The organism is Rickettsia sp. Tenjiku01, from assembly GCF_001653015.1.
GTDB lineage: Bacteria > Pseudomonadota > Alphaproteobacteria > Rickettsiales > Rickettsiaceae > Rickettsia > Rickettsia rickettsii.
This window is the reverse complement of sequence record NZ_BCMR01000006.1, coordinates 83,501-97,368: the sequence shown is the minus strand read 5'-3', so window position 1 is coordinate 97,368 and position 13,868 is coordinate 83,501. Positions and strand designations below refer to the sequence as shown.

The window sequence follows — 13,868 nt, the reverse complement described above, 5'->3', positions numbered from 1 at the left end:
TAATATAAAATTATTAAAATTTAAAATAGAATAATCTTGTTTATTAATAATACTTAGATTAGTAACATTTAGATTTATATTTTGTAATTTATATTTAAAGAAATTCTTTATTAACTCTTCATGATTATAAATATTTAATACATTAGAATGTGAATAAAATTTAGCATCTAATATATCTATTTTATTAATTTTAGGATTAAATGTTATAAGCGACCACAACGAAAAATGAATTTTAATCTGCTCTAAATCTAACGTTCCTTCTTCTCTTATCGTCTCAATAACCAAATAGGACAAAGGAAATTTATTCATCTTTATTTTTCCGATATTTTCTTTCGCAATTCCTAAATGACTGGTAAAATTATTAGTAACCGAATTATAGTTAACAAACGATAATGCACCAAACATTATAAATAACAATAATGAAAAACACATTATGACTCCGGCAGCTATTTTTTTTATCATGTCTGTAAAAAAGTTTTTAAATATATTATTATATATAATTATCAAAATTTAAAGGCAAATTAATGAATTCTTTAGAAAATTTAATTTTAGTCGGTGTAATAAAATCATGTCATGGAATTAAAGGTCATGTAATGTTAAAATCTTTTACCGACCCTGCTACAAAAATACTTGAAAGAAATTTAGTAAATGAGTCAGGAGCAAATATACATATTAAGCTAATTAGCCAAAATGCCAAAGGAGAATTAATTTGTACATTTAATGATATAGCTACTCGAAATGAAGCTGAAAATTTAAAAGGTTATAAAATATTTTGCTTAAGAGCAAGTTTACCGGAACTAGACGAAGATGAATTTTATATAGCGGATTTAACTCATTTACCGGTATTAAACCAAGATCATAAAGAAATAGGCAAAATTAAAAATATTCTTAACTTTGGTGCCGGTGACATAATTGAAATAGAATTTTCAGATCAAACAACCAAATTATTACCTTTCAATAAAGAATTTTTGCCTATTATAACTAAAGATTATGTGATTTTAAATTATCAAATAGAAGCTTGAATAATTTACCGTAGTTTTCAATTTCTTTATAGTACCCTACGATTCTTATTCACCTCTGTCTCATCCCGTGGCGTGACCACGGGATCCAGTTAAAAATACTAAATTTATTAGTATTTATTGTTTTTATGGCACCCGTGGTCAAGCCACGGGGTGACACAGTGGGGTTTACCGGTCCACGCAACAACGCCTCGTGGGAATAACATAGAATATAATTATATTAATCCTTAATTGAGTAAATTATATAAAATTGACAATTAATCCTTAAATACTATAATTAATATATGTATATAAATAGAAGGTTAAGCTCTATGCCTAAAACTTTAAAATACTCACTTATTATATTTATAAGTATAATATTATTATTAATTGTTATTCCTTTCTTTATTCCTTTAAATAATTATAAAGGAATAGTAATAGATAAAGTTAAAGAGGCTACACATAGAGATTTAACTATTAACGGCGACATAAAATTATCTTTACTACCGCATCCCGCAATATCACTATCAGAAATTAAATTATCATCAATAAACGGTACAAAAGAACCTCATCTAGTTTCCGTTGAAGGTGCTAAAGCGTCATTGCGACTTTTGCCTCTTTTTAGAGGAGCAATTGAAATAGCTTCTATAGAACTGCAAAAACCGATTATAAATCTAGAAGTGTTAAGTAATGGACAAAAAAATTGGCAATTTTCTACACCTAATAATGCATCCAAAACAAATGAAATTAGCTCTGTAGAATCTACCGATACTAAAACTGAATTAGCACTTCCTATTTTGATTAGTCATTTTAAAATTATAGACGGCAAAGTAATATATATAGAAAAAAACAGTAAGAAAATATTTAACGATATTAACTTAGAGACTAAAATTAAAAGCCTTAAAGGTCCTATAGATTTGACTATAGCTTTAAAGGCTTTGGAACAGCAAATTAATATAGACGGAAATATTGAAGAAATCGGTAAAATAATTCCGTTCAGTGCCAATATTAATCTTGCCGGTGAAAAAATTAAAATCGAAGGAAAATTTGATAGCGAAAATAATTCGTTCATAGGTAACGCAAATATTAAAGGTAATACTAAAACTTTAGGTATGCCTGCTGATTTACAAAATGACTACGAGCTAACTACGGCAATTACTGCCGATAGTAAAAATATAGCTATTAAAGATGCTAGACTTAATTATCCAAATATAGAATTACTAGCAAATGCCAATTATGATATAGAGCGTAATAACCTGAAATCAAATATTATTATCAATCCCGGTAACATTATAACCGAGATTAGCTCTAATTTAGATAAGACAAATATTATGCTACAAGCTGATAGTTTAAAACCTATACTTGATGCTCTAAAACTAAAGACCGATAAATTACCGCCTATTATTAACCAAAAACTTATACTTACTTCTAATGTAATTAGTAATTCTCAAGCAATAAAATTACAAAATATTAATTTATCGGCTGCAAATAGTAATCTAACGGGAGATATTGAACTTAAAAATTTAGCACAAGATATAACTATTTCGCACAATCTAAAAATTAATAATTTTGAGTCGTTTATGTCTCTTATGGGAGTAAGTAATTTAAGTAAGATTGGAGTATTGCAGTTAAACGGAGGAGTGCAAAAAATTAAAGATACTTTCCATATTAATAATAAAATATCCGCTTTTAATACTAATATATCTATTAAAGGAGATATTAATTTAACTCAGAAGCCCAATTTTAATCTTAACTTATACAGTCCGTTAGTTAATTTGGATAAAATTCTTACAAGTAATAGTTCTACTCCTGCTCCAAATAAAACTAATAGTCCTGCTACTCAAAACATACCTACAGCTAAAAATAATTCTCCTTGGTCAAATAATCCTATTAATTTAGGGTTTTTAAATGAAATTGAAGGGCAATTATCCGCAAATATTGATAAATTAACTAACGACTCATTAATCATAAATAATTTAAAAGCAAAATTAAATATCACCGGCGGCACGCTGAATATTACTTCAGTTAATGCAAGCATTTACGGTGGCGAACTAAGTAGCACCGGTTATGTGAGTTCAGCCAAAAATCAAAACGCTGCAATTAAAATCGATTTAAAAAATGCCTATCTCAAAAGTTTCACTCCGCAATCGGATAAAATAAAAATAACTGATGGGCGACTAAGCTTTAAAGCCGATCTTACTTCTCGCGGTAATAGCGTTTATACATATGTTAATAATCTAAATGGACAATTTAACGTAAATAGCGATAACGGGGAAATAAGCGGATTTGATTTAAACCGAATCGCAGATGCGGTAAATAATGCTAAAAATACCGAAGGAGTATTGCGACTTATTAACAGCTCCTTTAGTGGCGGATCCACATCTTTCAAAAATTTAATTGCCAGAGGGAATATAACGCAAGGCAAGCTGAATTTAAATGAATGTAGTTTAGATGCTTCACCTGCCACAACAAATGCAAGCGGTCAAATTAACTTACCACAATATATGATGGATGTTAGTGCAAGCGTTACTATTGCGGATTTACCGCCTATAGCCGTTAAATTATACGGATTCATAAATAATCCACAGCATAAATTAGACGTTCAAGCCTTTCAAACATATTTAGTTAAAAACGTATTTAATAGCGTTATTAAAGACTTAAAAAGCGGAGAGAAGAAACCTGAAAATATTATTAAAGATGCTTTGGGTCTCAGAAAGAAAAAGGATACAAATACAGAGGAACAAAACAGCCCTCCGCAGGAAAACCAACAAGCAGATCCTGTGAATAAGCTTCTACAAAAAGGCTTGAAGAAACTGTTTTAATGTGACCGTCATGGGTGTTGTGTGACTTATTATTTCTCTCTATGTCATCATCCAGCAAAACATATAATATAGTGTAGTAACAATGTTGAAGTTATTTTTTCTAGACTTAGTTAGCAAGCAACTAGATGACAGTGCAAAACTCATAAATACCCACGTTTTGATACAGTTATTCCTGTGCCAAACCTAATTGGATACAAAGCCTTTGTTTCCTCAGTATCTAATACCAAATTAGGTATGTTTTTAGGAAATCTTGAATTACTTTAGTAATTTTTGCTGCTTCTTCATCATAATTTGCCTTTTTCAACACAATAATAAGGTCTTCATATAATGATTTTTTATTTGGGTTTAACCCTATAGCTCTTTTGATAGAAGCGAGTGCTTCCTCCGGATTTATTTTATGTAATTTATTAAAAAACTCTTCGTGAGAGAATGCTTTACTTGGATCTAGTTCAATAGCTTTCTTTAATGATTTAATCGCATTATCTTGTTGTTTTTCCATTAAAATAGAACTTAAACTATGAAAAGTTTCAGCTTCTCTATTGTTATATTTTTCAGTTTTATCATAAGTTTCAATAAAATTTGAAAGTTCAGCAGGATCAGTTTCAACAAATTTTCGTAGATTGTCTTTTTCTTCTTGATATTGGATATCTGTTATGAAGATCGAGATATTTTTGCACTACTTTCTTTAGCAATTTCAGAAGTTTTAAACTTCCAATAAGGCAAAATTTCATTTTTATATGGTTGATAAATGCATACTCCTTGCTCCCGTTTACCTACTCTATAGCTTTCCGGGCATTTATGATACTCAATATCATTTTTTCATTTATAACTTTTATTATCAAAATTTAGATAGCTTGATTTTTCCATAACTTATATTTGTAATTAATAATTTATAACTACAATTTCAATGTAAGTAAATAAATCTGAAGTTTGTAAAGCTAAGTAAGTAGTTTAAATAAACTTTAATTTAAAATCGTATGATTAAGAAAATAGTACAAAATACGAAAACTTTGCACGTACGTCCTAATGGAAGATCCGCTGATTACATAACGCCTAACTTCATGTATGGCTGTGCCGGAGGTTGCAGAAATAGTTATTGTTATGTTATGCATATAACTATGCGACATTATATATCAATATATATCAATGAAAATATAGATTAAATACTTGACGTATTGGATAAACATATAGCAAATTTACCGACTAAAATTTCCCATCAAACAGATTCTAAATATTGGACATATGATATAGGTTGTTCTACCGATGTAAGTTTGCATTGGAAACACACTAATTGATTAAAGATATTTAATTTCTTTAAAGAAGATCCACGTGCTAAAGCAACTTTTGCTACTAAATATGTCAATCCTAAATTACTTAATTTTAATCCTGAAAACAAAATAAGGATTAGATTTAGTTTGATGCCGACAAGAATGAGTGAGATATTAGAGCCAAAAACGAGTCCAATTATCGAGAGAATAAAAGCGGTGAATATTTTTATTGAAGCAGGTTACGAAGTTCATCTCAACTTTGCTCCTATTATTGCTTATGAAGGCTGGCTTACCGAATATGCAAAGTTATTTGAAGATTTCTCAATACATAAATAACCAATATAAACCTTTTATAAAAGCGGAATGCATATTTTTAACGCATAACGATAAGCAGCATGAAAGAAATATTGCCTCAAATAGATTAGAGAGTGAAGCTTTAATTTGGCAACCAAATTATACAGGAAAATAAAGTAAGCGAATATGGAGGCGAGGCGGTACGTTATCAAGCCGATATTAAGAATAGTTTTATCCAACGATGGAGTGTGTTGCATGACAGGTTGCTCCCATGGAATAAAATACGATATATATTCTAACTCTTCCTACTTATCAAAATTACGAAACAAAAGCATAAAATTTAAAAATTACAGTTATAAATCAAAAATCACTTGCATGAAAATACACTTATGATATGTTTCTTCACGTTGGGTTTCAATTTTAGCTTCTATAAAAGTAACCTAACACTATTATCTCTCAGCTAATAGTGGATATAGTGTTAGTTGAGTACAAAAGTAAAAATATAAAAAACAAGTAAAATATCGAATAGGCAAAAAATCGTTTAGCTTGTTTGTTATCAGGGGTGTCATAGAATAAAGAACCGGCATAATATAGAAATACTACCCCAAGAATACCAGAAATTATTAAATATATAAAATTATTCATTCCAATAAAAAAAGGCATTAGCGAAACAATAAATAAAAGAATACTGTAAATTAGAATTTGTTTTTTAGTATATAAAGTCCCCTTTACTGCAGGCATCATCGGTACTTTACAGTTTTTATAGTCATCGTTACAGAATAAAGCAAGAGTCCATGAATGCGGCGGCGTCCAAATAAAAATAATCAAAAATAATATAATCGACTCTAGAGATATAGTATTGCTTACCGCTGCATAACCTATCACAGGAGGTAATGCTCCCGATACTCCGCCAATAACGATATTTTGTATAGAACGACGCTTTAACCAAATAGTATAAATACAGATATAATAAAAAATAGTAAATAGCAGTAAAAAGGATGCAAGTAGATTAACACATAAAGCCATAAAAAATACTGCAAAAAATCCCGTTATCAAACCAAAAGATAAAGCTTCATCAGAGTCTATAACTCCTCTTACTATCGGTCTTTTTTGGGTACGTTTCATTAAGCTATCGATGTCTCTATCGTACCACATATTAATTGCCCCTGCACTACCTGCCCCAAGCGCTATGCAAACAACTGCAATACCAGCAATAAGCGGATGCACAGAATAAGGAGCAAGCCACATACCTACAAAACCCGTAAAAATCACAAGCGACATTACACGCGGTTTCATAAGTGAAATATAGTCTTTAACAGTACTTTGTGAATGATTGATTTTACCTAAATTGATTGGTCTTACTAAGGAACTCATATGCAATATTTTTTAATTAAATATAAAAAGTTTTAGGTTAAAAATCAATGATTGACTTTGATGCAAGAAATGTATATATTTTTTTTGTAATTCAAATAATAAATAATAAGTTAAGGATATTATCAGTGACAAAAATTGTTCGTTCTAAATATAAAGCTAGTAGAAGACTTGGAGTAAGTCTATGGGGTGATAGCAAGGATGCTTTCAATACACGAAATTATCGTCCCGGGCAACATGGGCAGAATACCATGATTAAAACTTCAGATTATGGTTTACATTTAAAAGCTAAGCAAAGATTGAAATGCCACTACGGTCGTGTCACTGAAAAACAATTTAGAAATATTTTTGCACTTGCTCAAAAAATGAAAGGTAATACCGGTGAAAATTTCATTGGGTTACTTGAAAGTAGACTTGATACGGTAGTTTATAGAATGAATATAGCTCCAACTATTTTTGCTGCAAGACAGTTAGTGTCACACGGACATATTAAATTAAACGGTAAGAAAGCCAATATCGCAAGCATACGACTAAAGGCAGGCGATGTTATAGAAGTTAAAGAATCCGTAAAACAAATACCGCTTATCCAAGAATCCGTTTCAAAACAAGGTCAAACAACACCGGGGTATTTATCATTTGATGTACCTTCATTAACCGGTAAATATTTAAGAGTTCCTGCTCTTTCTGATGTCCCATATCCTTTTGAAGCAGAAGTGCATTTAGTAATCGAGTTATATTCTCGTTAATAATTATAAAAAGGCAGGTTTTATTTATCTGCCTTTTTACTTTCTTCCCTACACCTACATTTTTTCTTTATACTATAATACAACTTATCACCTAATTCGGCAGTGTTTATTAAAGATAGATTAGTTAAGAATTTAACGTCTGAGCTAAGAAAAAACTGTACTTTTTGACGAAGCACGGAAGTATAAAAATGCTAATTTTTAGTATTTTTTTATTATTTTTATGGAGTGCCACGCTACTTTCAATCGTTCAAAAGGTATTGCTGCGTGGATCAGTTTTTCAGTTGTTTTTGGATACCGTGGTCAAACTACGGTATAACACCGAGTGCTTTTTTCGATACACACAACAACGCCCACTCACAATAACGATATCTATTTTTAATAAAAATAATGCTGCTTCTACCTTTTCCAAAAAGTTAGCATATGGAACGCATTGAATAATTAGCGGTATAATTGGTTTTATTGTAAATGGGACAACAGGAAGCAGTCTTTTTGTTTCGGCAACTCTTGCTGATGAAATCTTAATAACCGAAGGGTATTTTCAGAAACATTATCTTACTTCTGCCACATTTAAAGGAAGTTTAATCTACCCTATTACTACAAATCTCATCACAACTTTTCCTAATTATTCAGTACCAATTTATTTAACTTCTACAGCTGCAATAGTAGGCTTAGCATATTATGATTATCAGGAAAATTTAAAAGAAATTCAGATAAACTTAACTCCTAATATTAGGGTAATTGATCCTAATATACTTTCTAACAATTTTAAAAATGATTCAAAAAATGAAATTAAAGATGTAACCCAAGGGTTTTAGATTTAATTGAAGCATAAATAAATAGTAGTTTTATTAACTATACCGGAAATGATAGCAATACATTAATTGCATTAACCTTACTCATACAGGACCCTAATGCTGATATAGGACCTCTTGTTTCTCAAGGAGCAAAAATCAGTATTTTATGGTGTGGAAAAAATATAATAAGCACACTATTCCAATCATATAAAGCTTCTTTAACACAAAATACTCAAGATTTAATCGAACAAAAAACTTTAGAACTGTTACTAAACGAGGAATATAAAAGTAAAATCTTAGAATTAAAGGATATAGAAGCTATTACTAATAATTTATTTAATGATCTTAATAATACTTTCACTATTGGAATTTTACAATTAGGGAATTTAATCACTCAAAAAATTATACAGCTTATTGCATTGCAAGATATAAAATGAATTTAGTTCCAGGAGCTATTATATTTAATGCGTTTTAAAATATTAAGGAAGGATTTTTAAATATATTATATCAACTGAATATTTCTTACAGGCAAGAAGCAGAGGAAATTAACGAAAATACAGCTTCTATAGTAAGAAATATATCCTCTAATACTTCAAATATCTTGTTAACTGATTCTGCTCAATTTGTACAAAATCAATATGCCAAGCAACTTAAAGCTAAAAAAGAAATATCAAAGCAAATGTTGTTTTTAGATAGCACAAAAAATACTATAACTACTATACTAGATATCTCCGATAAATTCATAAAATCACTTTATATTCATAAAGTAAAAAATGGAGAGATTACGCCTGAGCAAGCTCTACTACTTAATCCTTGGCTTGAAACCTTAAAATCATTCTTAACAAGTTCCTCATTAAAAATAATCTTTAGTGGAGCAGTTATATAACAAGCGAGAATTACAAAATTAATAGAGGCAATTTCTTCTGAGAATAAAAAGGAATAACATGGTCTACTAATGATACAAACGATGAACTTGTAATTTCTGATTATAACCTAATTATAGAAGAAAGAACTATTTTGAGTTTTGAAAAATTAGTATTCAAACTAGGAGCACATGATCTTCTTTCAGCTTCCTCAGGAAAAGGCAACACTACTTTTTTAAAGAGTTTAGTCAATTGTATTGCTGATCCATGCCATAGCGTTGGTGAAATTTCCATATCTACCCATTATCAAAATCCAAAAATAATATTTATTGATCAGAATAGTTACATACCGGTTTAATCTACTTATATTTGAAATAATAACCTCCGGCCTTGATCAATCAATCATTAAAAGTAATAAGCAATTATTAGAAGCAAAAATTAACACACTACTTATAAAATTAGATCTAGGTACATTAATTAAGCACTTAAGTGCTAAAAATTATGATGTAATAAATGCACCAAGTGGCAGTCAAAAGAAAAAAATTGGAATCATTAAAGCTATAATTTCCAACCCTAAAATATTAATTTTAGACGAGGTATTTGCTAATCTTGATAAAATATCTATAGAAAATGCATAACACGCTTTAAAAGAATTTTTACCGGAAACTTTAATGCTTGTAGTGCATCATGACGGTAAATCTCATGACTATAATAATTTTTATGATCAGTATAAATCTTGAAGATTTGTATGCTGAAATAAAATTATTAGGAGAATAGCTATTCTATTCAACCCTATATATTTGACTACTTTTCATTTATCATGAGTATATACTAAATCTAGATGTTCAATTATGGGAGTTTTTTAAGATTTCTTTATAGATTTCAAGGTTTTTTCTTAGCATCAGATCAAGAGAGAAATTATTAATTACCGTATGTCTTGCCGCTTCTTGGATTTTCTTAGCAAGATCAGTACCTAAAATCGAGAAACAATAATCGATTTTCTGTGCTAACGCTTTGGCATTATTTGGTTCTACGTGGAAACCGGTTATATTATTATTTATTGTCTCTACTGCCCCGCCGATATTAGTTGCAATAACAAGCTTCTTCATCGCCTGCCCTTCTATAATAGTACGCCCGAAAGCTTCAGGCTCGATTGAGGCAGAAATGATAATATCGGAAATCCCATATAGGTTTATTATATCCGAAGCATTACCAAAAATTTGAATTTTATTTTGAAGTTTTAGATTAGCTATAAGCTCTTTTACTCTATTAGTAAAATTGGGATGTCTAGATATATCACCGACCATTAAACAATAAAAGTCTCTATGTTTTAATTTACTTAATGCTTCTACTAGAACAAGATGTCCTTTCCAACTTGTCATTCTAGAAGGCATTAATATTATCGGCACGTTACTCGGTACATCATATTTATCACAACATTTTTCAAGTTTTTCCGGCGTTAAATTTGCGGGATCGAAATAATCACAATTCACTCCACGCTCAATTACTACTATTTTATCTTCATCAATTTTATAGTTTTCGAGCAAGTGTTGTTTTACAAAATTAGACACGGCAACAACTTTCTTGCCTTTTAGCATTATGCTATTATAATATTTTTTAAAACTATTCGGAATATTATAAACCCCATGAAAGGTAGTCAAAAATTTAGCATTTGTCCATTTTGTTGCTAGATATGAACTCCATGCCGGTGCTCTTGATCTTGTATGAACTATATCAACATTATATTTTTTGATTATTTCTGCTATCAATTTTGCATTATTCAGAATTACAAAAGGATTTTTACTGTTACTATTCATTTCAATATGCAATATATCTTCCTTATCTAACTCTTTAACTAGAGTACCGCCTGCTGAAATTATGATAGGAGTATGACCGAGAATTTTAAGATATTTTGCAACTTCTATAGTACCTCTTTCAACCCCTCCCGAAACTAGAGCAGGCACTACTTGCAAAATAGTATATTTATTGTATCGTTTACTTGACTTTAATGAAGGCATTAAATCTCAATCTATTAAAATAATTATTTAAAATGCACAAGCTTTATAATAAAACACAAGACAAATTTATTGTCTATGATAATTATAGAATAATTAATACAAATATTCCATCTGTAATTTTTTTACACGGCTTGATGTCTAGTATGCAATCAACTAAGGCTATCTATTTAATAGATTATTGTAAAAAAAACAATTATAATTTTATTGTTTTTGATAATTTCGGCCATGGAAACGCATCAGGACAATTTAGGGATCAAACAATTAGTGATTGGTTAGAAGGAGTATCACTAATTTTAGATAAATTAATTAATACGGAGGCGATATTAGTAGGTTCGAGCATAGGAGGATGGCTAGCATTTCTTGCGGCTTTAAGATTTCCTGATAAAATAAAGGGACTTGTGTGTGTGGCCCCTGCTCCAGATTTTACTGAAAATATTTGGCAAAATATATCTCTAAATGATCAAGATAAGATGCAAAAAGATGGAATACTAGAAGTAAACGGTAAAAATTGTGAGCATAAATATCCTATAAGCTATAAACTGATAGAAGATGCAAAAAAACATTTATTATTGACAAAGAAACAGATTGATATAAATATACCGGTACATCTAATTCATGGGATGTTAGATGAAGACGTGCCTTATAATGTTTCAGTAAAATTATTAGAAAAAATAACCAGCAAACAAATAGTAATGAAGCTAATTAAAGACGGTCACCATAATTTATCTAGAGCAGAAGATTTAAAGGTAATGACAAATTCCTTAGAAGAAGTAATTAGACTCTTAAGTAATATTAAATAAACAATAAATATGTATAGCAACATAAATAAAGTTCATGATTTTAAAGAAGTTATAGAAGCGGTAAAACAAGCCGATAATACTAGCTTAGTGCTTTTTGATGTAGATGAAGTAATTGTAATGGATAGTGATGAATCTAGGTTAACACATGATTATAGAAAAGAATTAATGAAGAACATTGAAAAAAGACTTACTAGAAAAGAATGTGAATTATTACTTAGTATTGTTCTTAAAGATAGGCAAGCTAGATTTGTTAACCCAGATATCTTAACGATATTTGCTCTACTTACAGAAAAAAATGTACCGGCAATGGGTCTTACTAAACTTCCTACCGGTAAATTCGGCGTAATTGAAGATATGATCGAATGGAGAATTCGTGAACTCACTGAATTAAAGGTACATTTTCAAGAATTTTCACCTTTAGAAGATGAGATAATAATAGAAGATTTTAATGCCGGTTACGGTAAACCTACATTAAAAGACGGAATAATTTACACTGCGGAATATGATAAAGGAAGCATGCTTGAGTATGTATTACGAAAAACAAATTATTATCCACAATCAATAATATTTATCGATGATATAGAAGAAAATTTATTATCATTACAAGAAATTTGTAAGAAACTAAAAATTAACTATCAAGGATTTGAGTTTACCGGTTCTGCTATCGTTCCTGAACCTATTCTTGATGCACAATTAGAAAAAATTAGATTTGAAATTCTAGAAAAAGAATATAAATGGTTAACGGATGAGGAACTAAAAAAGTATACTTTGTCATCTAGTAGCTTGTCCACAGTATCCAGCTAAAAATGTCACAACAACATACACTTTTAGTTGCTTTTCCTAGATGCCGTGAACAAACTACTAGATGACACCTATGCACCTTAGAGTATAATATATGATGTCTGCAAAACTTATTGTTCTTTTTACCTTACTTATCTCGCTTTCTACTATGGCAAGTAAAAAGGAAGAAGAAAAAATTACAGAAGTAAAAGCAACTAAAGTACAAATTGCCGAGCTTTACGACATATTTAATATTGTAGGGCAATGCCAGAATGATAATAGTCGTGATTATTATGCCAATGCCACCGGAGTAGTTGAACAAGTCTCAGCACATCAAGGAGAAATAGTAAAAAAAGGGGATATATTGCTAGTTATAGATAAAAACATAGCAGAAACCACTAAATCTAGAGCAGCAGCGTTATTAAATACAAAACAAGAAAATTATAGTAGAAAAGAAGCTTTATTCGCTAAAAAATTTGTAAGCAACGAGGAATATAAAAGGTCAAAAAGCGAACTTGAAGATGCAAAATTTAATTATTCCAAAGCTCTAAAAACATATAATGATATGATAATTACTGCACCCTACTCTGGTAAAATAGGCGTAATTAAGTCTATGGTCGGCGATGAAGTAAAAATAGGTGACTATCTTTTTAGCATTACCGGAACAGAAAACTCACAAAGTATTTTTATTGAATTGCCGGAATCTTTAAGCGGAAAAGTTGGCGTCGATACTGAAGTTTTAATTGCAGGAAAAATTAAAAGTACAATCGGGGCAGTATCGCATTACTTATCAGATAATGGTACTTTAACAGCTAAAATTATTTTACCTATGGGTACAAAAATCCTGCATAATAGCTTTGTAGATGTTACGCTTATAATTAACCCTCATAAAAACCTAACCGTTCCTGAAAGTTGTATTCAACGAAATAATCAAGGTAATTTTATTTATAAAATAGACGGTTATACGATAAAACAATTATATGTAAAAATCGGTACACGTACAGAAGGTCTAATTGAAATTATCTCTGACGATATTAAAGCAGGTGACTTAGTCGTTACCGAAGGTATAACTAAAATTGGTGATGGCTCAAAAGTTAAGATACTTGAGGAATAG

The 13,868-nt window shown here is 30.0% G+C and carries 13 protein-coding genes and 2 pseudogenes; 10 read left to right on the top strand and 5 right to left on the bottom strand.

Annotated features, from left to right (window positions below; all coding sequences use genetic code 11):
- Positions 1–462 (bottom strand): annotated as a pseudogene (locus TENJIKU01_RS02350) (exodeoxyribonuclease 7 small subunit); the annotation flags it as partial.
- Positions 463–524: 62 nt separating this feature from the next.
- Here TENJIKU01_RS02350 and rimM point away from each other — a divergent pair.
- Both rimM and TENJIKU01_RS02340 read left to right on the top strand, forming a co-directional pair.
- Positions 525–1,022, top strand: coding sequence for a ribosome maturation factor RimM (rimM, locus tag TENJIKU01_RS02345; RefSeq protein ID WP_064429058.1), 498 nt, complete (start codon positions 525–527; stop codon positions 1,020–1,022).
- A gap of 308 nt (positions 1,023–1,330) precedes the next feature.
- Positions 1,331–3,820, top strand: coding sequence for an AsmA family protein (locus TENJIKU01_RS02340; protein WP_064429070.1), 2,490 nt, complete (start codon positions 1,331–1,333; stop codon positions 3,818–3,820).
- Between the two features lie 217 nt (positions 3,821–4,037).
- Here the strand turns inward: TENJIKU01_RS02340 and TENJIKU01_RS02335 are convergent, their stop codons facing one another.
- On the bottom strand, positions 4,038–4,319 hold the full coding sequence (locus tag TENJIKU01_RS02335) for a hypothetical protein (RefSeq protein ID WP_227779859.1): 282 nt from the start codon (positions 4,317–4,319) through the stop codon (positions 4,038–4,040).
- A gap of 152 nt (positions 4,320–4,471) precedes the next feature.
- Positions 4,472–4,687 (bottom strand): annotated as a pseudogene (locus tag TENJIKU01_RS07250) (DUF4385 family protein).
- Between the two features lie 434 nt (positions 4,688–5,121).
- Between TENJIKU01_RS07250 and TENJIKU01_RS10570 the strand changes: the two are divergent.
- Positions 5,122–5,424, top strand: coding sequence for a spore photoproduct lyase family protein (locus tag TENJIKU01_RS10570; RefSeq protein ID WP_371440158.1), 303 nt, complete (start codon positions 5,122–5,124; stop codon positions 5,422–5,424).
- A 414-nt stretch (positions 5,425–5,838) separates the two neighbouring features.
- Here TENJIKU01_RS10570 and cyoE read toward each other — a convergent pair whose 3' ends face one another.
- Positions 5,839–6,756 carry a heme o synthase gene (cyoE, locus tag TENJIKU01_RS02325; protein ID WP_064429057.1) on the bottom strand — a complete coding sequence of 306 codons (918 nt, stop codon included), beginning with the start codon at positions 6,754–6,756 and terminating at the stop codon, positions 5,839–5,841.
- Between the two features lie 125 nt (positions 6,757–6,881).
- Here cyoE and rpsD point away from each other — a divergent pair, with 125 nt between their 5' ends.
- From rpsD to TENJIKU01_RS08825, 4 genes are all read left to right on the top strand, one after another.
- Positions 6,882–7,499: a 30S ribosomal protein S4 gene (gene rpsD / locus TENJIKU01_RS02320; protein ID WP_064429069.1), complete on the top strand. Its 618-nt coding sequence runs from the start codon at positions 6,882–6,884 to the stop codon at positions 7,497–7,499.
- Positions 7,500–8,894: 1,395 nt separating this feature from the next.
- Positions 8,895–9,179: a hypothetical protein gene (locus tag TENJIKU01_RS02315; RefSeq protein ID WP_064429056.1), complete on the top strand. Its 285-nt coding sequence runs from the start codon at positions 8,895–8,897 to the stop codon at positions 9,177–9,179.
- Between the two features lie 131 nt (positions 9,180–9,310).
- Complete coding sequence (locus tag TENJIKU01_RS07240) at positions 9,311–9,514, top strand: hypothetical protein (RefSeq protein ID WP_082894471.1); 204 nt, start codon at positions 9,311–9,313, stop codon at positions 9,512–9,514.
- Positions 9,486–9,794 (top strand): ATP-binding cassette domain-containing protein, encoded by a 309-nt coding sequence (locus TENJIKU01_RS08825; protein WP_082894470.1) that lies wholly within the window; start codon positions 9,486–9,488, stop codon positions 9,792–9,794. Before TENJIKU01_RS07240 ends, TENJIKU01_RS08825 begins: the two co-directional genes overlap by 29 nt.
- Positions 9,795–10,001: 207 nt before the next feature.
- Here TENJIKU01_RS08825 and TENJIKU01_RS02305 read toward each other — a convergent pair whose 3' ends face one another.
- Positions 10,002–11,174, bottom strand: coding sequence for a glycosyltransferase family 4 protein (locus tag TENJIKU01_RS02305; protein ID WP_064429055.1), 1,173 nt, complete (start codon positions 11,172–11,174; stop codon positions 10,002–10,004).
- Between the two features lie 32 nt (positions 11,175–11,206).
- Here TENJIKU01_RS02305 and TENJIKU01_RS02300 point away from each other — a divergent pair, with 32 nt between their 5' ends.
- The 3 genes from TENJIKU01_RS02300 to TENJIKU01_RS02290 all read left to right on the top strand — a co-directional run bounded on the left by TENJIKU01_RS02300 (position 11,207) and on the right by TENJIKU01_RS02290 (position 13,868).
- Positions 11,207–11,974, top strand: a complete 768-nt coding sequence (locus TENJIKU01_RS02300) for an alpha/beta hydrolase (protein ID WP_064429054.1) — start codon at positions 11,207–11,209, stop codon at positions 11,972–11,974.
- Between the two features lie 9 nt (positions 11,975–11,983).
- Positions 11,984–12,778, top strand: coding sequence for a DUF2608 domain-containing protein (locus TENJIKU01_RS02295; protein WP_064429053.1), 795 nt, complete (start codon positions 11,984–11,986; stop codon positions 12,776–12,778).
- Positions 12,779–12,869: 91 nt separating this feature from the next.
- Positions 12,870–13,868, top strand: a complete 999-nt coding sequence (locus TENJIKU01_RS02290; protein ID WP_172795018.1) for an efflux RND transporter periplasmic adaptor subunit — start codon at positions 12,870–12,872, stop codon at positions 13,866–13,868.